Annotated in this window: 17 protein-coding genes and 1 pseudogene; 10 read left to right on the top strand and 8 right to left on the bottom strand. The window is 71.3% G+C overall.

What is annotated here, in order from left to right; translation table 11 throughout:
• Positions 1–264: 264 nt before the first annotated feature.
• Positions 265–501 carry a hypothetical protein gene (locus ACWIGU_RS04335; RefSeq protein WP_454397202.1) on the bottom strand — a complete coding sequence of 79 codons (237 nt, stop codon included), beginning with the start codon at positions 499–501 and terminating at the stop codon, positions 265–267.
• Positions 502–890: 389 nt separating this feature from the next.
• Here ACWIGU_RS04335 and ACWIGU_RS04330 point away from each other — a divergent pair, with 389 nt between their 5' ends.
• The 6 genes from ACWIGU_RS04330 to ACWIGU_RS04305 all read left to right on the top strand — a co-directional run bounded on the left by ACWIGU_RS04330 (position 891) and on the right by ACWIGU_RS04305 (position 7,871).
• Positions 891–1,940 carry an ABC transporter permease gene (locus ACWIGU_RS04330; protein WP_454397200.1) on the top strand — a complete coding sequence of 350 codons (1,050 nt, stop codon included), beginning with the start codon at positions 891–893 and terminating at the stop codon, positions 1,938–1,940.
• 113 nt (positions 1,941–2,053) lie between these two features.
• Positions 2,054–2,917: a carbohydrate ABC transporter permease gene (locus tag ACWIGU_RS04325; protein WP_266569114.1), complete on the top strand. Its 864-nt coding sequence runs from the start codon at positions 2,054–2,056 to the stop codon at positions 2,915–2,917.
• A gap of 39 nt (positions 2,918–2,956) precedes the next feature.
• Entirely contained in the window at positions 2,957–4,606 is a 1,650-nt protein-coding gene (locus ACWIGU_RS04320; RefSeq protein WP_454397198.1) for a hypothetical protein, read from the top strand.
• Positions 4,607–4,676: 70 nt separating this feature from the next.
• Positions 4,677–5,864: a Gfo/Idh/MocA family protein gene (locus ACWIGU_RS04315; protein ID WP_454397196.1), complete on the top strand. Its 1,188-nt coding sequence runs from the start codon at positions 4,677–4,679 to the stop codon at positions 5,862–5,864.
• A 155-nt stretch (positions 5,865–6,019) separates the two neighbouring features.
• A complete protein-coding gene (locus ACWIGU_RS04310) occupies positions 6,020–6,805 on the top strand; it encodes a DeoR/GlpR family DNA-binding transcription regulator (RefSeq protein WP_454397194.1) in 786 nt (261 codons plus the stop codon).
• 181 nt (positions 6,806–6,986) lie between these two features.
• Complete coding sequence (locus ACWIGU_RS04305; RefSeq protein ID WP_454397192.1) at positions 6,987–7,871, top strand: SIS domain-containing protein; 885 nt, start codon at positions 6,987–6,989, stop codon at positions 7,869–7,871.
• 55 nt (positions 7,872–7,926) lie between these two features.
• On the opposite strand, the gene ACWIGU_RS04300 is transcribed toward ACWIGU_RS04305, so the two are convergent.
• Both ACWIGU_RS04300 and ACWIGU_RS04295 read right to left on the bottom strand, forming a co-directional pair.
• Entirely contained in the window at positions 7,927–9,201 is a 1,275-nt protein-coding gene (locus tag ACWIGU_RS04300; protein WP_454397293.1) for a GAF domain-containing protein, read from the bottom strand.
• A gap of 310 nt (positions 9,202–9,511) precedes the next feature.
• Positions 9,512–11,158 carry an acyl-CoA dehydrogenase family protein gene (locus ACWIGU_RS04295; protein WP_454397190.1) on the bottom strand — a complete coding sequence of 549 codons (1,647 nt, stop codon included), beginning with the start codon at positions 11,156–11,158 and terminating at the stop codon, positions 9,512–9,514.
• 18 nt (positions 11,159–11,176) lie between these two features.
• On the opposite strand from ACWIGU_RS04295, the gene ACWIGU_RS04290 reads away from it, so the two are divergent.
• Both ACWIGU_RS04290 and ACWIGU_RS04285 read left to right on the top strand, forming a co-directional pair.
• Positions 11,177–12,352 carry a YihY/virulence factor BrkB family protein gene (locus ACWIGU_RS04290; protein WP_454397188.1) on the top strand — a complete coding sequence of 392 codons (1,176 nt, stop codon included), beginning with the start codon at positions 11,177–11,179 and terminating at the stop codon, positions 12,350–12,352.
• A 51-nt stretch (positions 12,353–12,403) separates the two neighbouring features.
• Entirely contained in the window at positions 12,404–13,096 is a 693-nt protein-coding gene (locus tag ACWIGU_RS04285; protein ID WP_454397291.1) for a DUF6597 domain-containing transcriptional factor, read from the top strand.
• Between the two features lie 14 nt (positions 13,097–13,110).
• Here ACWIGU_RS04285 and ACWIGU_RS04280 read toward each other — a convergent pair whose 3' ends face one another.
• The gene (locus ACWIGU_RS04280; RefSeq protein ID WP_454397186.1) at positions 13,111–14,127 is read right to left on the bottom strand and encodes an Lrp/AsnC family transcriptional regulator; all 1,017 of its coding nucleotides are present in this window, start codon (positions 14,125–14,127) and stop codon (positions 13,111–13,113) included.
• Between the two features lie 184 nt (positions 14,128–14,311).
• On the opposite strand from ACWIGU_RS04280, the gene ACWIGU_RS04275 reads away from it, so the two are divergent.
• Positions 14,312–15,691 carry an MFS transporter gene (locus ACWIGU_RS04275; protein WP_454397184.1) on the top strand — a complete coding sequence of 460 codons (1,380 nt, stop codon included), beginning with the start codon at positions 14,312–14,314 and terminating at the stop codon, positions 15,689–15,691.
• Complete coding sequence (locus tag ACWIGU_RS04270) at positions 15,688–16,872, top strand: amidohydrolase (protein ID WP_454397182.1); 1,185 nt, start codon at positions 15,688–15,690, stop codon at positions 16,870–16,872. The genes ACWIGU_RS04275 and ACWIGU_RS04270 overlap by 4 nt, the downstream gene beginning before the upstream one ends.
• A 30-nt stretch (positions 16,873–16,902) precedes the next feature.
• Here ACWIGU_RS04270 and ACWIGU_RS04265 read toward each other — a convergent pair whose 3' ends face one another.
• The 4 genes and pseudogenes from ACWIGU_RS04265 to ACWIGU_RS04250 form a co-directional block, all read right to left on the bottom strand.
• The gene (locus ACWIGU_RS04265) at positions 16,903–17,316 is read right to left on the bottom strand and encodes a VOC family protein (protein WP_454397180.1); all 414 of its coding nucleotides are present in this window, start codon (positions 17,314–17,316) and stop codon (positions 16,903–16,905) included.
• A 91-nt stretch (positions 17,317–17,407) separates the two neighbouring features.
• Positions 17,408–18,322: a homocysteine S-methyltransferase gene (mmuM, locus tag ACWIGU_RS04260; protein WP_454397178.1), complete on the bottom strand. Its 915-nt coding sequence runs from the start codon at positions 18,320–18,322 to the stop codon at positions 17,408–17,410.
• Between the two features lie 19 nt (positions 18,323–18,341).
• Positions 18,342–19,970, bottom strand: coding sequence for an IS200/IS605 family accessory protein TnpB-related protein (locus ACWIGU_RS04255; protein ID WP_454397176.1), 1,629 nt, complete (start codon positions 19,968–19,970; stop codon positions 18,342–18,344).
• 197 nt (positions 19,971–20,167) lie between these two features.
• A pseudogene (locus tag ACWIGU_RS04250) lies at positions 20,168–20,665 on the bottom strand (SAM-dependent methyltransferase); the annotation flags it as partial.
• Positions 20,666–20,684: the final 19 nt, after the last annotated feature.

Below are 20,684 nucleotides of genomic sequence, written 5' to 3'. Positions count from 1 at the left end.
CACCACGCGTGGTGCGCAACCGGCCGACGTATTTTCAAGGCGCGTCGACGGGCTTCGGCGCGTTCCAGTTCTGCCCGGCCGCGGTGGCCGGCGCGAGCCTCACACCGGAGGGGGTGCGGGTGAGGTAGCTCCCGGTCTCCCGGTTCACCAAGGTCTTCTTACCCGGGTTGTGCGTCCACAGCTCGGCCGCGTCGGTGACCTTGCCGCCGGTGGCGAGGTCGCCCGCACAGTCGGTGATGCGAACCGACTTCTTGTCGCTCGCGGTCAGGAGTAGTCCGACGGCAGCCGGACGGTGCCGTCGGCCGCGAGGACCCAGGACTGGTCGAAGCCGCCGGGGCCGTTTCCGGTGCAGTCGGCGAGCGTCAGCGCGGCGCCGTCCTTGCGTGCGCCCTGCGGGGCCAGACACCTGGTGCCGTCACCGCCGTCCCCGGAGATCTCGGCACGCACCGAATTGCCCAGGGACAGCGTCTGGTTGGTGCTGCCGTCGGGGCGGGAGGTCACGGAGGAGGCCGGCGGCGAGTCCGAGGGCCGCGAGGAGCGGCACCGAGCGCCGCGTGAGGGAACGGGTGAAGCGTCCAGTCATCGATACCCTGCCTGTGATGGAAGTGCGTGCGTGAAGATGATTGAAAGCGTGTTACTTAGAGCATGAATGAGCGCACACGCATGACGGCAGCGGGCGACGGCGGGCAAGGGCCGTGACTGTACCGGGTTGGGGCAAACTCGTTGCCTGCACGTTTTGTGCGTGAAGCTGCAAGATCTAAATAGTTACCAATCACGTCTTGTCATCTCCGTGCACTCTGGCGCAAGATTCCGTTACCTCACGCGCTGGGCGCCGCCCGCCGGAGGTCGTAGAAACCACCCTCGCCCGCCACTCGACGCAGGAGGTGAATGTGTCGGCCGCTGCGTCCGCATCGCCCACGCCCACATCGCAAAACCCCCCCGACCTACCGCACGAGGCACCCGGAACGCCGGGCAGGAAGAAGGCGTCCGGCACCAAGGGGACGCCGGGCAGGAAGGGGCGCAAGCCCGCCGGGCGGCGGAGCCTTCGGGAGCGTCTGAGGCAGGACCGCACCCTGCTCCTGCTGTGTGTGCCGGGCATCCTCTACTTCGCGGTGTTCTTCTACCTCCCGCTCGCGGGCAACAGCATCGCCTTCCAGGACTACCAGCCCTACCTCGGCTTCAAGGGCAGCCCGCTGGTCGGCTGGGACAACTTCAAGGCCCTGCTCGAACAGCCGGAGTTCTGGACGGCCGTCTGGAACACGCTGAAGATCAGCGCCGTCCAGCTGATCCTGTACTTCCCCGCGCCGATCGCCCTCGCGCTCTTCCTCAACTCGCTGATCAGCAACAAGACCCGCCGCCTCATGCAGACGGTCGTCTACCTGCCGCACTTCCTGTCGTGGGTCGTCGTCGTCGGCATGTTCCAGCAGGTCTTCGGCGGCGCGGGCACGGTCAGCAGCTACCTGAACGACCACGGCGTGCACGTCGGCAACATCATGAACAACCCCGACACGTTCATCTACCTGATCACCTCCCAGAGCGTCTGGAAGGACGCCGGCTGGGGAGCGATCATCTTCCTCGCCGCGATGGCCTCCATCGACACCTCGCTCTACGAGTCGGCGGCGATGGACGGAGCGGGCTGGCTGCGCCGCATGTGGCACATCACGCTGCCCGGCATCAGGCCCGTGATGATCATGCTCTTGATCCTGCGCCTCGGCGACATCCTGTCGGTCGGCTTCGAGCAGATCCTCCTCCAGCGCGACAACGTCGGCCGGGACGCCTCCGAAGTCCTCGACACCTACGTCTACTTCCACGGCGTCGTCGACGGCGACTGGGGCATGTCCACCGCCGCCGGCCTCATGAAGGGCGTCATCGGCTTCGTCATGATCGTCCTCGCCAACAAGTTCGCGCACCGCCTCGGCGAGCAGGGGGTCTACCAGTGAGCACCGCGCCCGTCTCCACCACCCTGCGCCCCGAGAGCCAGGAGGGCCGGGAGAGCCGAGAAGGCCGCACCGGCAGCAAGAAGCGCCGCGGCTCCGCCGAGCGCCCCGCCTGGATGGAGCAGCCCAACCCGGCGGCCCAGACACTGAAGTTCATCGTCATCGTCGCGATGATCGTGGCGGTCGGCTACCCGTTCCTGCTCGCCATCGGCACCAGCCTCTCCTCCAAGGCCGAACTCGCCGCGAACGGCGGCTATGTGCTGTTCCCGTCGCACCCCACGCTCGAGGCGTACCGGGTGGTCCTCTCCGGCGGCGTCATCACCCGCGCCGCCGTCGTGAGCATCGGCGTCACGGTCATCGGCACGGCGCTCAGTCTGCTCTGCACGATCGCGCTCGCCTACGGCCTCTCGCGGCCACGGACCTTCGCGGGCAAGCCGCTGCTCCTGATCGTCGTCGGCACGTTCCTGTTCACGCCGGGCATCATCCCGAACTACCTGGTGGTGCAGGAGCTGGGGCTGCTCGACACCTACGGGGCGATGATCGCGCCGATCCTGCTCAACGCGTTCAACATCATCGTCGTCCGGGCGTTCTTCCAGGGCATCCCCGACGAGCTGCACGAGGCGGCCCGCCTGGACGGCGCCGGTGAACTCACCATCCTGTGCCGGATCGTGCTCCCCCTGTCGAAGGCCGTCATCGCGGTGGTCGGCATGTTCTACGCGGTGACGTACTGGAACAGCTTCTTCAACGCGATGCTCTACATCAACGACCCGGACAAACTGCCGCTCCAGGTCGTGCTGCGCAGTTACGTCCTCCAGGGCGACACCTTCAACGCGAAGGCGCTCGGCGTGAGCGTGCTGCCCGCCAGCACCGCCCTGTCGATGGCCGTGCTCATCCTCGCGGTCCTGCCGATCATCGCGGTCTACCCGTTCCTCCAGAAGTACTTCGTCAAGGGCGTTCTCACCGGCGCCATCAAGGCCTGAGCCACCACCCTCAACCGCTCCTCGCCCCTTAGGAGAGTCATGTCCAGAGACTTCAACCGCCGCGGGTTCCTCGGTGCCGCGACCGTCGCCGGCCTCACCGTCGCCGGTGCCGGTTCCCTCACGGCCTGTGGTTCCGGCGCGGCCTCGGGTGGTGGCGGCGCCAAGGCGTCGGCCAAACTCAAGCTGCCGACGTACGTCCCCGCGAACGTCCCGGCGCCCGACCTGCCGGGCAACGCGGCGGGCCTCGACCCGGCGTACCTGCGCTACCCCAAGAACCTGACCCGCAGCGTCACCAAGAAGCCGGGCGACGGCAAGCCGGTCACGGCCCTGACCGAGACCTTCACGACCGCGGCGCCGGCCATGAACCGGAACGCGTACTGGCAGGAGCTCAACAAGCGCCTGGGGTCCGAGCTGAAGATGACGATCGTCAACGGCCTCGGCGCCGACGACGTCTACCGCGCGAAGTTCAACGCCACCATCGCCGGCGGCGAGATGCCCGACCTCATGTGGTTCCCGCCGAACCAGGGCCTCAAGAACGTCCCCGCGCTCCTCGAGGCGAAGTTCCACGACCTCACCGAGTACCTGTCCGGTGACGCGGTCAAGAAGTACCCGAACCTCGCCAACATCCCCGGGTTCGCCTGGAAGACGGCCGTCTTCAACGGCAAGATCTGGGGCATGGCGGTCCCGTACGGCCGCATGGGCCAGGTCTACGTCGCGAACGAGGACTTCTGGAAGCCGGTCGGCGGCGTCCAGTTCGACAGCGCCCAGGACTTCTTCGACAAGGCGAAGGAACTCCTCGACGTCAAGCGCAAGAAGTACGTCCTCGAGCCGGCGTACGTGAACCACATTCTGCAGTTCGCCTACTGGCACGGTGCGCCCAACGGCTGGCGCATGGACGGCGGGAAGCTCACCCACTACTTCGAGACCGACGAGTTCCACGCCGGCCTGGAGTTCGCCCTCAAGTGCCAGAAGGCGCAGCTGTTCTGGCCGGACCCGAACCTGCCGACGACGCTGGAGAAGATGGAGGGCGGGTTCCTCGGACTGCACGTCCAGTCCTTCCCCGGCTTCCTCAGCGACAGCAACCAGTACGACTGGCCGGAGAAGGTCGTCATCCCGTTCGCCGCGGAGAAGGGTCTGACGCCCAGCTGGGGTTACGGCTACGGCTCGGTCGGCTTCACGGCCATCAACAAGGACGTGAGCAAGGACCGTATCGAGACGCTGCTCCAGGTCATGAACTACCTCAGCGCGCCCTTCGGCACCGAGGAGCGGCTCTTCCTGGACAACGGCATCGAGGGCACGCACCACACCCGCTCCAAGGACGGCGACGTGCTCCTCAACAAGAAGGGCAACGCCGAGGTCATCACCACCCGGCAGGCCATCAACTTCTTCGGCAACGCCCCCGAGACGCTGTACCTGCCGGGCAAGCCCGACATCACCCGCGGCATCCACGGGGCCCAGGTGGAACTGATGAAGCTCGCCAAGATCAACCCGACCACGGGCTTCTTCTCGGACACCAACGCCAACAAGGGCGCCTCCTCGACCGACACCGTGTACCAGGCCGTCAAGGACATCGTCGCCGGCCGCACCCCGCTCGCCTCCTTCAAGAAGGACATCCTGCCGGCCTGGCAGCGCGAGGCGGGCAACGCGATGCGCGACGAGTTCGAGAAGGCCATCGCCGACAGCAAGTAGCGTGCCCGGCACGGCAAGAGCACCGCTCAGCACCCCAATGCGTCCCGCACGCAGAACAGGACACCCGCACGTGGAAGACCTGCGCATCGCCGTCATCGGGCTCGGACTGCGAAGGAACCTGGCGACCGCCGCGCACCGCCCCGGCAAGGGGTCGGTCGTGGCGGCGGTGGCCGACCTCGACCCGCAGATCCGGGCGAAGGTACCGGAGTTGTACGAGGGCGCGGTCGCCGTCGACGACTACCGGCGGCTCCTCGAAGACCCCTCGATCGACGCCGTCATCGTCGCCACCCCCGACGACACCCATGAAGCCATCGCCTGCGAGGCGCTCGAAGCGGGCAAGCCGGCCTACGTCGAGAAGCCGCTCGGCATCTCGGTCGAGCAGTGCGACACCATCCTGCGCACCGCGTACAAGACCGGCACCCGCCTCTACGTCGGCCACAACATGCGCCACATGGGCGTGGTGCGCCTCATGCGCGACATCATCGCGCGCGGCGACATCGGCGTGCCGAAGACCGTGTGGGTACGGCACTTCGTCTCGTACGGCGGCGACTACTACTTCAAGGACTGGCACGCCGACCGCACCCGCACCACGGGCCTCCTCCTCCAGAAGGCCGCGCACGACCTGGACGTGGTGCACTGGCTGGCCGGCGGCTACACCAAGCGCGTCAACGCCCTCGGTGACCTCATGGTCTACGGGGACCTGCCGCGCCGCGAGCCGGACACCCCGCGCCCCGACGGCTGGCTGAAGGAGTTCGACTGGCCGCCGACCGCGCGCCATGACCTGCACCACGTCGTGGACGTCGAGGACGTGTCGGTGATGAACATGCAGCTGGACAACGGCGTCATCGCCGCCTACCAGCAGTGCCACTTCAGCCCCGACTACTTCCGCAACTACACGGTCATCGGTACCGAGGGCCGCCTCGAGAACTTCGGCGACGGCCCCGGCGACGAGGTCCGGGTCTGGAACACGGGCCCGACCGGCTACCGCAAGGACGCCGACATCGTGTACCGCGTGCCCGAGGCGACGGGCTCGCACGGTGGCGCCGACGAGCGCATCATCGACGAGTTCTGCCGCTTCGCGCGCGAGGGCGGCGTCACCGACACCTCTCCCGTCGCGGCCCGGATGAGCGTCGCCGCGGGCGCGCTGGCCACCCGCTCGCTGCGCGAGGGAGGCGTGCCGTACGACGTCCCGGAACTCGAGCCGGAGCTCCTCGCGTACTTCGACGGCGGGCAACTGACGCGCGAAGCAGGGGAGTAGCGGCCACAGCGCAGGCGTGGGCGGGCCCGTCGGAGGGGGCGGGCCCGCCCACGCCCGCGTGCGCACACAGACGGTCACGTGTAAGTGCGCGGATGATCACGTCTGGATGCGGAGAACGGCGCGGGTTACGCTACGCGCGTCGCGAGGAGGAACAAGTGGGCGCACACGCCCGATGGACCCAACTGCTGGAAATACTGGGCAATCAGGGCCATCTCGATGTCACCGAGGCCGCCGAACTGCTCGGCTGCTCCTCCGCCACGGTCCGTCGCGACATGGACGAACTGGCCCGGCAGTCCCTGCTGACCCGCACCCGCGGCGGGGCCGTGGTCAGCTCCGTCGCCTACGATCTGCCGCTGCGCTACAAGACGGCCCGCAAGGCGGACGAGAAGCAGCGGATCGCGAAGGCGGTCGCCGAACTCGTCCCGTCGGGCTCCGTCGTCGGCATCAACGGCGGCACCACGACCTCCGAGGTGGCCAGGGAGCTGGCCGTCCGCACCGACCCGGGCGGCACGTCCGGCGGCGTCGCACTGACCGTCGTCACCAACGCGATCAACATCGCCAACGAACTGGCGATCCGCCCCCATGTGAAGATCGTCGTCACGGGCGGTGTGGCCCGGCCGAGCTCGTACGAACTCGTCGGCCCGCTCGTCACGTCCGTCCTGCAGAGCCTTGCCCTCGACTACACGATCCTCGGTGTGGACGCGGTCCACCCGCGCTTCGGCGCGGCCACGCACGACGAGTCGGAGGCCAGCGCGAACCGCTCGCTCGCCGAACGCGCGGGCACGGTCATCGTGGTGGCCGACTCCTCGAAGCTGGGCCGCCGGGCGTTCGCCCAGGTGTGCGCGCTGAACTCGGTGTCGATCCTGGTGACGGACCAGGACGCCCCCGAGGCGCTCGTCGAGGAGATCGCGGCGCAGGGCATCGACGTCATCTGCGTGTGACCGGGTGCCCGTAGGGGCGTGGTCGACAAGAGGGCGGCCGTGGCGGGTGGGCAAGGGCATGGACTTCTGGAGTGCGCACATGGACTCCCGGCGGACTTTGACGGGTCCGGCTGATCTCAAATGCTTGAAAACGCGCTATAACTTGCACAACCAAGCATGCGCTGGGATGTGAGGGTGCGTCATGAGCCATATCGAGAACGAGCTGCACAGCCAGCCCGAGTGCTGGGACCGGGCGGCCGAACTGGCCCTGGACCGAGCGGCGTTGCTGCCCGAGCCGGGCGAGCGGGTCGCGATCGTCGGCTGCGGCACCTCCCTCTTCATGGCGCAGGCCGCCGCCGCGCTGCGCGAGGACGCCGGTCACGGCGAGACCCACGCCCACGCCGCCTCGGAGTTCCCGGCCGGACGTCACTACGACCGGGTCGTCGCCCTGACCCGCTCGGGCGCCACCACCGAGGTGCTCCGCCTCCTCTCCGGGCTGCGCGGACGCGTCAGGACCACCGTGATCACGACAGACGCCGCGACCCCGGTGGCGTCCGCCGCCGACGACGCACTCGTCCTCGGCTTCGCCGACGAGAAGTCCGTCGTGCAGACGCGCTTCCCGACCTCGGCCCTCACCCTGCTGCGCGCCCACTTCGGACTGCACTCACGGGAGGTCGTGGACGACGCGCACGACGCGCTCGCCGAGCCGCTGCCCCCGTGGCTCGTCGGCTGCGCACAGTTCACGTTCCTCGGCCGCGGCTGGACCGTGGGGCTCGCGGGCGAGGCGGCCCACAAGATGCGCGAGAGCCAACTCCCTTGGGCGGGCGCCTATCCGGCCCTGGAGTACCGGCACGGCCCGATCAGCGTCTCGACCCGCGGCACGGTCACCTGGATGCTCGGCGACGCGCCCGCCGGTCTGGCCGACGAGGTGCACGCCACCGGCGGCATGTGGGTGGCCGGCGGCCTCGACCCGCTGGCCGAACTGGTACGCACGCAGCGCCTCGCGGTGGCGGTCGCGGTGGCCGGCGGCCGCAACCCGGACCGGCCCCGCCACCTCGCGCGCTCAGTGATCCTGGCCCGGGTCTGAGAGCTCCGCGCTCCGGTCAACTGCGCTTGAAAGCACCGCTGTTGTGAGGGTCGCGTCAGTGCGGAGGCGTTGAGCGCGATCTCAGCACCCCGGGCGCCACCGAGTGCGGCAGCAGGTCCGCCGGGCTCTGCGGGAGCACCACTTCCAGCTCCGCCTCCTCGTGGAAGCGGTACGGGCGGTGTCCGAGCAGGCTGCCGAGATAGCGCCGTATCCGCGACATCTCGGCGCGGACCGTCACCGTGCGGGTCGGGTCGCCGAACATGTCCTGTGCGAGGCCCGAAGCGCTGCGCCCGCCGCGGTGCAGGGCCAGCAGATAGAGGAGTTCGGCGTGGCGCGGGCTCAGCTCGTGCGACCAGGACCGCGTGCCGTCCGTCACCGTGACCGACCAGAGCCGTGGCCTGCTCACGTCCAGCACGACGCGGGTGCCGCCGAGCGGCTCGGCCGCCCCTCCCGGGCCGTCGGGCCGCAGCAGCCAGCCGCCCGGCAGCGGCGTCACCGCACACATCCCCAGGGTCGGGACCCAGGCCCGCCCTTCCGACAGTTCGGAGAGTCCGGACAGCGACTTGGGCAGCGCGATCCGGTCCACCGGCAGCATCCCGGTCACCGCCGCCGTCCAGCCCTGGACGTCCACCGCGACCGCCCGGCCGCCGATCCGCGCGAGGACCGGCGCCGCGACGGCCCGCAAGCGGTCGAGGGCCGCCGCATGACGCTCCCGCAGCCGCGCCTCCGCGAGCTGTGCCACCGCCCCGACGAGCGAGAGCGTCGCCGGGTGCATCGTCTCCATCGGGCCGCTCACATCGACGACGCCCATCAGCTGCCCGTCGCGCGGGTCCGTGATCGGCGCCCCCGTGCACGTCCACGCGTGCTGCGACACCACGAAGTGCTCGGCGGAGAACACCTGCACCGGGCGCCGCGTCACGAGCGGCGTGCCCACCCCGTTCGTTCCGACCGTCTCCTCGGCCCAGTCCGCGCCCAGTTCGAAGCCGAGCCGGTCGGCCTTGTGCAGCACCGCCGCGCTGCCCTCGCGCCACAGGATGCGCCCGTCCGCGTCGGACACGACCATGATGTGCTGCGCCGCGTCCGCGACGGTGACCAGCGCCTCGCGCAGCACCGGCAGGATCTCCGTGAGCCCGGACGCCTGGCGGCGCTCCTCGAGCTCCTCGAGGTTCAGCAGGCCCGACCGCACGTCACGGTCCGGGTCGACACCGCTGCGCAGCATGCGGTTCCAGGACTCGCCGATCACCGGGCGCGGCAGGACCTGGGGCCGCTGCCCCGACAGGGTCGCGGCGCGGACGCCCTTCAGGAGCCGTGCGGCCAGCGAGAAGTCCATCGTGGACAGCCGGCCCAGATCGACGGTCGAGTTCTTCTGCGTCACAGGTCCTCCTGGAACAGACCGGTGCGTGGGGACGTGTGCATATCGTGCCGCTTCGCCGGCCCTCGTGGGGCCGAAAGGGGGAGCGCGACAGTTGCAACCCTCTGCAACTCTGGCGAACAGCCGTACGTCGGTCGAAGCTGAAACCGTGCCGCTCCGGCGGCGCGGGAGCTCCTCAAGGGGCCTGAAGGGCGGGGGTGATGCCGTGTCGGCGCAGCATCACCCCCGTATCCGCACAGATCAAGGCCTGTGACCTCGAACCGGTCGCTCAGCTCACAGGGCGCGCCCGCTCGACGACCGACCGCAGGTCCAGACTGTGCGGCAGCGTGCCGAACGCCGAACCCCAGTCCCCGCCGAGCCGCGAGGCGCAGAACGCGTCCGCGACTTCCGGCGGCGCGTGACGCACCAGCAGCGAACCCTGGAGCACGAGAGCGATCCGCTCCACGACCCGGCGCGCCCGTGCCTCGATGCCCTCCAGGTCGGCGAGTTCGGTCAGCAGGCCCCTGATGGCGCCGTCGAGACGGTGATCGGCGCCGCGCGCCCTGCCCACCTCCTGGAGGAACGCGTTGAGTGCCTGCGGCTCACGCTGCAAGGCGCGCAGCACGTCGAGGGCCTGCACATTGCCGGACCCCTCCCAGATCGAGTTGAGCGGCGACTCGCGCAGCAGCCGCGGCATGCCGGACTCCTCCACATAGCCGTTCCCGCCCAGGCACTCCAGGGCCTCCGCCGCCACGGGCGTACAGCGCTTCGTCACCCAGTACTTGGCGGCCGGCACCGCGATCCGCAGGAAGTCCCGCTCCTGCTCGGACCCGGTGTCCTGGACGGCGTCCTGGGCCGCCGCGAGCCGCAGCGCCAGCGTCGTCGCCGCCTCCGACTCCAGCGCCAGGTCGGCCAGTACGTTGCGCATCAGCGGCTTGTCGACGAGCGGGCCGCCGAACGCCTCGCGGTACGTGCAGTGGTGGATCGCCTGCGCGACGGCCTGCCGCATGATCGCGGCCGAACCGAGCACACAGTCCAGGCGCGTGGCGGCGACCATCTCGATGATGGTGCGCACCCCGCGCCCTTCGTCCCCGACCCGGCGCGCCCACGTCCCGTCGAACTCGACCTCGGCCGACGCGTTCGACCGGTTGCCCAGCTTGTCCTTGAGCCGCTGGATCGCGAACGGGTTGCGCGCGCCGTCCTCCAGGACGCGCGGCAGCAGGAAACACGTGAGTCCCTCCGGCGCCTGCGCCAGGACGAGGAACCCGTCCGACATGGGCGCCGAACAGAACCACTTGTGCCCGGTCAGCTCGTACGTCCCGTCCTCGGCGAGCGGCGTCGCCCGCGTCGTGTTCGCGCGGACGTCGCTGCCGCCCTGCTTCTCCGTCATGCCCATCCCGAACACGACACCCGCCTTCTGAGCGGCGGGCCGCAGCCCCGCGTCGTACACCGTCGACGTCAGCCGGGGCTCCCACTCGGCGGCCAGCGCCGGATCGGCGCGCAGCGCGGGCACCGCCGCGTGCGTCATCGACAGCGGGCACGTGTGGCCCGCCTCGGCCTGGCTCCACACCAGGAACGCGGCCGCGCGCCGCAGATGGCCGGCGGGCCGCGACCAGGCCGACGTCAGCCCGGCCGAGACGCCCTTGGCCATGAGCCGGTGCCAGGCCGGATGGAACGCGACCTCGTCGACCCGGTGCCCGTAGCGGTCGTGGGTGTGCAGCGTCGGCGGATTGTCGTTCGCGAGCACGCCCCACTCCTGCGCCTGGGCCGAACCGGCGGCGCGGCCGAGGCCGCCGAGTTCCTCGCGGACCGCGGGCGCGAGCGAGGGCTCCAGATGCCGTTCGACCCCCTCGGCGAGAGCCCTGTCCGCGGCAAAAACGTCATATCCCACCAGGGGCGGAGCCTGGTTGGTCACTGCGTGGGTGGTGGCTGCCATGACAGATACGGTAAGGACGTGCACCAGGCAAAAGAAACACCAGATCGGCCACGCCGAGGCCGACTCCACCGGGCCCGCGCCCTCTATCGCAACGTCTCGAAGCGCAGGACCGCCTGGCTGCTGCTCAAGGACACCGTCAACTCGTGCATGGAGTACCGCATCCTCGGGCTCGCGGCCGAGGCCGCGTTCTTCACCCTCCTGTCCGTGCCCCCGCTGCTCCTGTCCCTCATCGGGCTGCTCGCCTACGTCGACACCTGGACCGGCGCCCACACGATCGCCGGCGTCCGGGACAACATCCTGGAGGCGTCGCGCACCGTCCTGACCGACGAGGGCGTGAAGGAGATCGCCCGGCCGATCCTCGACGACGTGATGAGGGGGCGCCCGGACGTCATCTCCATCGGCTTCCTGTTCTCGCTGTGGTCGGGCTCGCGCGCGGTGTCCACGTTCGTCGACACGGTGACGGTCATGTACGGGCTGGACGGGGTGCGCGGCATCGTCAAGACGCGCCTGCTCGCCTTCCTGCTGTTCCTCGTGGCGCTGATCGTCGGCTCGGTCGCGCTGCCGCTGATGATCGCGGGCCCGGACGCGGTGATCTCCCTGGTCCCGTGGTCGGAGACCGTGGTCCAGGTCCTGTACTGGCCCGTCGTCCTCCTCCTGTCCGTGGTCTTCCTGACGACGCTCTACCACGTGTCCGTGCCCGTGCGTTCGCCCTGGATCGAGGACGTCCCCGGCGCCCTCGTGGCCCTCGCGATGTGGGTGCCGGGCAGCTTCCTGCTCCGCCTCTACATCACCAGCACCATCGAGGGCCCCACCATCTACGGGTCCCTGGCCGCGCCCGTCGCCGTGCTCCTGTGGATCGGCGTATCGGCGTTCGCGGTGCTCGTCGGCGCCGCGGTGAACGCGGCGATCGACCGGGTCTGGCCGTCCGTAGCGACCGCGGTCGCCCGCGCCGCGAACGAGCGGTGGCGGACCAAGCAGGCCGCGGAGTACGTCGCCCGCTCCGCCGCCCGCGAGGCGCACGGCGGCATCGACGACACGGACGACCCGGACATGCCGTCCGAGTTCCCCGAGCGCTGGTCGAAGTTCCTGCCCCCGGACGACGTGTCGTCCCGGCTGCGCTCGCACGTGCGCAAGAACGGCGACCATCCGCAGGACCCCAACCAGCGCGACCACGACCACCACGACCCCAAGTGACCGGCCGACGCCACCCCGCGGACGCGGCGTAGCCTCGAAGGCGTGGCTGACGTGTACCGGGAGCGGGCGGCGCCGAGCGTGGCGGGCGCGGTCCTGTGGACCCGTACCGTCACCCCCGAAGGCGACCCTCCCCGCCCCGAAGCGCACGTCCTGCCCGACGGCTGCATGGACCTGCTGTGGACCGAGGGACGCCTCTTCGTCGCCGGACCGGACACGCACGCCTACCGGTCCGGCATCAGCGGTGCCACCCGGATCGCGGGCATCCGCTTCTTCCCCGGCACCGCGCCCGCCTTCCTCGGCGTCCCGGCCCACGAACTGCGTGACCGGCGCGTCGACCTCGCCGACCTGTGGCCGTCGGACCAGGTACGGCGCCTGACCGAACGCGTCGACGCGGCACAGGACCCGGCCGCCGCCCTCGAAGCCGTCGCTCTCGAACGGGGAGCCGCGCCGCCCGACCCCGTCCTCGCGCACATCGTGACGTCGCTCGGCGCGGGCCGCACCGTCGCCGAGACCGCCGACAGAGCGGGACTCGGCGCGCGCAGCCTGCACCGGCGCTCCCTCGCCGCGTTCGGCTACGGACCCAAGACCCTGGCCCGCGTCCTGCGCCTGCAACGCGCCCTGGCGCTGGCCCGCGGGGGAGTGCCGCTCGCCGAGACGGCCGCGCGGGCGGGCTATGCCGACCAGGCCCATCTGGCACGTGACGTACGGGAGTTGGCGGGCGTTCCGCCGACCCGCCTCGTCTGACGAAGCCGCCGCCACTACCAGGGAGCGATCGGCTCGATCCCGACCCGGCGCCCCTCCTCGTCGAGCAGATGACCCATGCGCTTGACCGTGTGCAGGCCGACGACGCGGTCCGTCACCGTGAGCGTGGGCAGCCGGGCGCAGAGCGCGGTCTCGCGGCGCTGGATGTCTCCCAGGTCGTGCACCCACAGCGTGGCGAAGATGTTCGCGGGACCCGTGACGGCCGCGACGAGCCGGCACTCCGGCAGCGCGGCGAGCGTGCGGTGGACGGCGCCGATGTCCCGCGCGGGGACCCGGCCGAGCAGCGACACCGGGACCGGGTGCCCGGCGAGCGCGGACGCGATGTCGCAGCGGAACGTCAGGACCGCCGATTCCGTGAGGCGGCGCAGCCTGCGGCGCACGGTGGGCGGGCTGGTGTCGGTGCGCTCGGCGAGTTCGGCGAGACCGAGCCGCCCGTCCCGGACGAGTTCGCCGAGCAGGGCCCGGTCCACGGGATCGAGTGTGAGGCCGCGCGCCGGTTCTTGCGCCGCGCTCAGGCTGCCGAGAGCCGTGAGCTGCGACGGGTCGAGGGAGCGCAGCCGCCAGCGACTGCCCTCGACGTAGAGCGACGTGGCGAGCAGCGCGCTGACCGACACGATCCCCGGCAGCTGCTCCAGCTCCTGCGTGAGGAAGCGGCTGAGCGAGGGCAGGTCGGGGGCGAGCACGTCGAGCAGCAGGTCGGAGCTGCCCGGCGCGGTCACCTCGATCGTCACCGCTTCCGGGAGCGCGCTCAGCCGGGCGAGCAGCCGCGACCGCTCCTGCGGCCGGCAGCGCAACAGCACGAACGCCGTGCAGCGGTTGCGGGTGAACTCACGGCCCGGCGCCGCGTACACCCAGGCGAGCCCCGCCCGCGTCAGCCGCTCCCAGCGCCGCGCCAGCGTGCCCGCCGTCACGCCGAGCAGCGGGGAGAGCTCCGACCAGGACGCCCGGGGCCGCAGCTGGAGGGCGTTCACCAGAGCGAGGTCGAGCTCGCTGGCGGTGACCGTTTCTCGCATCACAAGCACTCCGTACGTACGAATCCATGAATATTCGGGGCCGCCCGTGCCTCGGCCCGCACAGTAGCGACCACATTCGGTTCCGGCCACCAGAAGACCCAGAGGTGAAGCTGTGTCCACGCACATAACGGGAACGGGACGCGGGCCGAGAGCGGTCAGCTCAGGCCCGGCCATGGTCGCGACGATGGCCGTCGTCGTCCTGTTCAGCGGCATCGTCCAGGGCTACCTCACCCCGCTCCTCCCCGAGGTCGGCCGGAGCCTGCACATCGGCACCGTCGGGCAGAACAACATCTACCTGCTCTTCCAGCTGGCCTGCGCCGTGCTGACGCCGCTGCTGTCCCGGCTCGGTGACCTGTACGGACACCGCAGGCTGCTGCGGGTGGCGCTCGCGATGGTGGCGGGCGGCTCGCTCCTGATCGCCGCGTGGCCGTCCGCCGTGACCCTCGCCGTCGGCGTCACCCTCCAGGGCGCCCTCGTCGGCTTCTTCCCGCTCCTCGTGGGCATCCTCCGCTCCCGCGCCCCGGAGCAGAACCGCACCGGGATCTCCCTCCTCGTGGGCGTCCTGCTCATCGCGATCGGCGTCGGCGGTCTCGTGGCCGGCGCGCTCAGCGAGGGACACGCGCAGGCGGGTCTGTGGACCGCGGTCCCCGTCGCCGTGCTCGCCGTCGTCGCCGGTCTCGTACTGCCGGACAGCGACATCCCGCGCGGAGGGCGCTTCCACTACGGTGCGGCGGCGCTGCTCACCGCGGGCCTCGTCGGGCTCGTCCTCGTCCTCGCGCAGGGCAGTACGTGGGGCTGGGGCTCGGCGCGCACGACCGGGCTCGCCGTCGTGGCCGTCGCGGTCCTCGCGGCCTGGGTGGCCGTCGAGCGCCGGTCCGAGAACCCGCTGGTCAGCGTCCGTATGCTGGCCAACCCGCGGCTCGCGGTGGTCAGCGGCTACACGTTCTGCGCCGCGTTCGGCACGATCGGCTTCCTCGGCGCCAACGCCCTCTTCCTCGGCTCCTCGCGGTCCGAGAACGGCTACGGCATGGACATGGGTCCGCAGGCCATCGCCACGATCTCGCTCGCCATGGTCGTGGCCGGATTCGCCGGATCCACGCTGACGCCGCGCCTCGCCCGGCGCATCGGCGACCGCGCCGTGCTCGCCACGGGCGGCGTCCTCGTCGCGCTCGGCTTCGCCGGCATGGCCCTCTTCCACGACAGCCTCGCCCAGTACGTGGCGTCGGCCCTCGTCGTGGGCCTGGCGACCGGGCTCTTCGAGTCGATCACGCGGACCCTGTCGGCGGAGGTCGTCCAGGAGCACGAGACCGCGCTCGCCGTCGGCCTCAACGAACTCGCCCTCTCCCTGGGCGCGGCCATCGGCGCCGCCGTCATCGGCGGCTTCTTCACCGCCCACGCCGTGCCCGGCACCACGCGCATCGCGGAGTCCGGCTACCTGTGGGGCTGGGGCGCCTGCGCCGTCGCCGCCGCCGTCGGCACCGCCCTCGCCCTGCGCTACCGCGCGCCGCAAGCCGACACCGCCGCACCCGTACAGCACCTCGCCCCGAGCGGAGACCTCGCATGACCGACGCCCTGACCGCGCGCAAGGCCGTGACCGCCGCCGTACGGAACTGGCGCGAGCAGGTCGTGGGACTCAGCCACGCCCTGCACGACGATCCCGAGACCGCCCTCGAGGAACACCGCGCGGCGGCCCGGATCGCCGACCTCATGGAGGGCGCCGGGTTCGACGTCACCCGCGGCGCCGGCGGACTGGCCACCGCGGTGCTCGCCACCTACGGCACCGGCGGCCTCGTCATCGCGTTCTGCGCCGAGTACGACGCCCTGCCCGGCATCGGCCACGCCTGCGGGCACAACGTGAACGGCGCCGCGTCCGTCGGCGCCGCGCTCGGCCTCGCCGCCGTCGCCGACGAGCTCGGCGTCACCGTCAAGCTGATCGGCACGCCCGCCGAGGAGGACATCGGCGGCAAGGTGCTCCTGATGGACGCCGGGATCTTCGACGACGTCGCCGCCGCGATGATGGTGCACGCCGCCCCCGACGACACCGTGGGCGCCTCCTCGCTGGCCATCGGCGCCTGGGACCTCGCCTATCGGGGCCGGCCCTCGCACGCCGCGCTCGCCCCCTGGGAGGGCGTCAACGCGCTCGACGCCATGACCGTCGCCCAGACCGCGGTCGGCCTCCTGCGCCAGCAGCTGCCGCCCGGCGTCGTCGTGCACGGCATCGTCACCGACGGCGGCCAGGCAGTGAACGTCATCCCCGCCCGCACCGCCGCGCGCTACGAGGTCAGGGCGCGAACCGTGGAGCAGCTCGCCGAGGCCTGGCAGCGCGTCAGGGCGTGCTTCGAGGCGGGCGCGCTCGCCACCGGCGCCGGGCTGGAAGTGAGCGCGCACGGAAGGGACTTCGCCGATCTGCGCCAGGACGAGGAGATGACCCGGTCCTACGCGAGGGCCGCCGGCGAGCTGGGCCGTACCGTCACCTCGCTGCACGGCGAGACGATGGCGTCGACCGACATGGGCAACGTCTCGCAGCGCATCCCCACGATCCACCCCACGGTCGGCTACGACACGGGCGGCGCCAAGCAGCACACCCCCGAGTTCACCGCCCACGGCAAGACCCCGGGCGCCGACCTCGCGGTGCTCGACGGGGCGACGGCCCTCGCCCTCGTCGGCGTCGACCTCGCGACGTCCGGGGACCAGCGCGCCCGGCTGCTCGACGGCGTGCGCAAGCGCCGGGCGAACGCGCCGTAGCCGGGCGGACGCTTCTTAAGAGGACGCTTCTTAAGAGGTGGTGGCCAGCGGTGCGAACAGGTCGACCCCGTTCCCGTCCGGGTCGAGGACCACGGCGTACCGCTGGCCCCAGAACGCGTCCCACGGCTTGAGCTCGCCGTCGTACCCGGCGGCCACCAGCTCCTCGTACACGGCGTCCACCCCGGCCGCGTCGCCGCAGTGGAAGGCGAGCCCGTGCCGGGAGGCGCCACGCTCTGGCGCCCGCCAGGACGGGTGGAACGACTTCACGGTCTCCTCGGTGTCGAGCAGCACGCGAAGCCCGCCGGGCAGGACGGCCTCCGCGTGCGGCTGCTCCTCGGCTCCTTCGGGGAACGCGAGGCCGAGGCGGCGGTAGAACGTGACGGCGGCGGCCATGTCGGAGACGACGACGCCGATGGCGTCGAATCGTGCGGTGATCTCGGTCATGGCCCCACCGTAGGCACGCGCCCCCGCACCGGTCTTGAACGAATCGGACACCGCCGCGCCGAACCTGCGCCCGGCCGCCGGCCCGCGCCGCTCAGCGACGTACCGCCGTCGCAAGCGCCGCGATCCGGCCAGGGCCCACCCGGCAGCAGCCTCCGATCAGCCGTGCCCCGGCCCGCTCCCAGCCGGCCACGCGGTCCACGGTGAACGTGGCCGCGCCCCGCCAGCCGCGAGCTTCCGCGTCCCAGGACTCGCCGCTGTTCGGATAGGCCACCACCGGCTTCCCCGTGACGCGCGCGGCCAGCGCCACCGCGGGTTCGACGTCCTCGGGGGCACAGCAGTTGACGCCCACCGCGACGATCTCGTCCGCGTCGCCAGCGAGCGCGAACGCCTCCTCCAGGGGCTGCCCGGCGCGGGTGCGGTCACCGGCGACGCTGTACGACAGCCACGCCGGGACGCCGAGCCCCCGCACGGCCCGCAGCAGAGCCAGCGCCTCGTCGGTGTCCGGCACGGTCTCCAGGGCGAGCACGTCCGGCCCGGCCGCGGCGAGGGCGTCGAGCCGGGGCCGGTGGAAGGCCTCCAGCTCGGCCACCGTCAGGCCGTAGCGGCCCCGGTACTCCGAACCGTCGGCAAGCATTGCCCCGTACGGGCCCGCCGACGCGGCCACCCACAGGGGACCCGGCACCCCCTTCGCCTCCGCGCTCCGGGCCGCCTCGCGCGCCAACTCGACGCTCAGGGCGAGGAGTTCGGCGGCCCGCTCGCGGGAGACCCCGCGCCGCGCGAACCCCTCGAACGTCGCCTGGTAGCTCGACGTGATCGCCACCGAGGCCCCCGCCTCGTAGTACGCGAGATGCGCGGCCACGATCGCCCCGGGCCGCTCGGTGAGCAGCCGCGCCGACCACAGCTCGTCGCTCAGGTCGTACCCGGCGGACTCCAGCTGGTTGGAGAGCCCGCCGTCCAGGACGACCGGCCCCGCGGCGAGGGCTTCGGCAAGAGGAGGTGACGTCATACGACGACGCTAACCGTTCCTAGGGACTGAGCGGGAGTGAGTCCTGTCGCCAGGTCTCGTGCTCAGCCGAACGCCCCGAACGGTGTTGGGGGTTCTGGTTCCCCGCGTTCGCTCCGCTTCCGGGCGACACACATCTGGTGCGTGGTCCGGGAATGCGGGGGCGAGGTCCCTCACGCTCCGGGGTTTCCGTTCCGGCCTGGACGGTCCGATGCCCGTACCCATCACTCTGGTGGGTACGGGGCGGTGTCGTCCGTCGCCGGATCGGGTGCCCCAGGGCGCGTCTTCCGATCGCCACGGCGGCTGCGTCGTGGCGGGTGGTCTTGCGCTTGCTGCTGGTTAGGGGCTTTCGCCAGTGCTGGGCGCCCCATTTCGAGGTGTAGGCGGGGTCGACGGCGACCAGGGGGATGCCGAGTTCGGCGGCCATGGATACGAGGCGGGCTCGCAGGCATGCGACGGGCATGCCGGAGATCAGGTGGCGGAACCGTTTGCGGCCACCGTGCTTCTCCCGGGTCTTCTCTGCGGTGAAGTCCAGGTCCTCGACCGCGATCGCCAGGCCGTACCGCTTGGCCCAGTGCAGCAGGCGGATCAAGGCGTGCCGGACCTGGGCGTCACGATGCGGCGCTGCCCCCGTGAGGTCGTAGTCGAACCGGCGCGGGGAGCCGACCGGGTTGCCGTGCTCGTCCAGTCGCCAGGCCGCCAGATGGTCGGCGTTGGTGTCGACGCCGATCAGACCGGTCGCGCGGGCGGCACTCAGGGGGACTATCTGGGCCGGAGGGATGGTCCAGGAGGCGGTGAGGTACCAGCGCTCGCGCTGGATGTCTTCGTGGATGCGGTAGGCCACCGCCCGGTTCGCGGTGACGCGGTCGCGCCAGGCGTCTCCCCGGTGCGGGAACGAGACAGTCGGCGTGAGGACGTACCGGCCGTGCGGGGCGTTGGCGAGGTGGGCGAGCGGGGCCGGGAGTCGGATGCTGACCTCGCCGTCCGGACTGACCCGGAGGGTTTCGTTGCCGTACCGCTTGCCGGACTCGCCGTCCTCCTGCAGGAAGCGGCGCGACGCTTCCCACCGGGCGCGCCACTCCACGTCGGTGAGCTGGGCCTGTTCCAGGTGGTGCCGGGTGTTCAGCAGCCGTTTCCCGCCGCGCACCACCCGCACCCGGCCCGTCTCCCGGTCGGCGCGCTCCCGATCCAGCCGGTCTTCCAGCACCCGCAGGCGGCGCGACTTGGCAAACCACTCGCGCGCACTGCGGTAGCCGCCCGCGTCCCGCTTGGAGCCTTTCGCCCCGACCGGGAGCGACAACCGGTGCCGGACCGTCTGGATCCCGGTTTCCAGGCTGTGGAGGTGCGCGGCCTGGCCACGCCGGGCCAGTGCCCACTGATCATGGGTGGCCTTCGTGAGTGAACCCGCCCACCGCGACGAGGACTGGCCGGTCAACGTCCGTTTACGCTCGGCCCACCGCCCGGCGTCGTGGTCCAGGCCGGCCGCACATCGGGCCCTCAGATCCCGGGACGCGAGCGACCCGAGGTGGTCGCCGACCAGCCGCAGCACCTCCTCGTCCCCGGTGGTGAGGCCCTTGAGCCGGTCACGGATCGCCACGCCCGACGGTCCCGGCACCACGAACGTCGCCGCCAACTCCCGCAGCCCGCCCACCTCATCACCCCCACCTGCGTTGAAGATGCCGTCACAGCACCCGACGGCCGCCACTCCCCAGAGGTCACGCATTCGATGCGAGGACTGCCGTTCCCCTCCGGTCCTCGTACGGGTGGCAGCCGAGGACTCTCGCGCATGCCCCAACACGCTCACACGTCTTCAATGAACAGCAACTGCTGCCCCGTTGGAGAACCGGATCAGCGCTTGAAGGCCACCGCCGCGTACACGTTGATGTCGTCGTCGGTGACGTCGTTGATGTCGCGGTACATCGTCTGCTCGATCGGGTCGAGGCTCGCCAGGTACGCCTCGTCGCGCCCGGTGCCCCCGTCGTGGTCGGCGACGTGGTCGGGCCGCCAGCGATGGGCGGGCACGATGCCCGGCTCGACGATCTTCAGGCCGTTCTCCGTGAAGAACCGGCGCACCTCGTCCGCCGAGCGGAGCACGAACGTGAAGCCGCGCTCGTGGTACGTCTCGGCCACCGTGGCGATCTTCTCGGCGTTCAGGTCGGAGGTGAGGTGGCTCAGGAACAGCGCGCTGCCCACCGGCAGTGCGTCCACCAGCGTGCGCACGATGTCGTACGCCTCCGCGTCCTCGATGAAGTGCAGGATCGCCACGAGACCGAGCGCGACCGGCGCGTCCAGGTCGATGGTGCCCGCGGCGTCCTGGAGGATCTTCGCCGGGTCGCGCAGGTCCGCGGCTCCGGCCTGCCCGCAC

The organism is Streptomyces sp. NPDC055400 (assembly GCF_053644375.1).
This window is presented reverse-complemented; position numbering and strand designations above follow the sequence as displayed.

Coding starts and splice junctions, on each gene's coding strand:
- ACWIGU_RS04305 (WP_454397192.1), top strand. CDS start 6,987: ATGAGCCATATCGAGAACGAGCTGCACAGCCAGCCCGAGTGCTGGGAC.
- ACWIGU_RS04300 (WP_454397293.1), bottom strand. CDS start 9,201: ATGGACTTCTCGCTGGCCGCACGGCTCCTGAAGGGCGTCCGCGCCGCG.
- ACWIGU_RS04275 (WP_454397184.1), top strand. CDS start 14,312: ATGGCCGTCGTCGTCCTGTTCAGCGGCATCGTCCAGGGCTACCTCACC.
- mmuM (WP_454397178.1), bottom strand. CDS start 18,322: ATGACGTCACCTCCTCTTGCCGAAGCCCTCGCCGCGGGGCCGGTCGTC.
- ACWIGU_RS04295 (WP_454397190.1), bottom strand. CDS start 11,158: ATGGCAGCCACCACCCACGCAGTGACCAACCAGGCTCCGCCCCTGGTG.
- ACWIGU_RS04270 (WP_454397182.1), top strand. CDS start 15,688: ATGACCGACGCCCTGACCGCGCGCAAGGCCGTGACCGCCGCCGTACGG.
- ACWIGU_RS04320 (WP_454397198.1), top strand. CDS start 2,957: ATGTCCAGAGACTTCAACCGCCGCGGGTTCCTCGGTGCCGCGACCGTC.
- ACWIGU_RS04280 (WP_454397186.1), bottom strand. CDS start 14,127: ATGCGAGAAACGGTCACCGCCAGCGAGCTCGACCTCGCTCTGGTGAAC.
- ACWIGU_RS04265 (WP_454397180.1), bottom strand. CDS start 17,316: ATGACCGAGATCACCGCACGATTCGACGCCATCGGCGTCGTCGTCTCC.
- ACWIGU_RS04325 (WP_266569114.1), top strand. CDS start 2,054: ATGGAGCAGCCCAACCCGGCGGCCCAGACACTGAAGTTCATCGTCATC.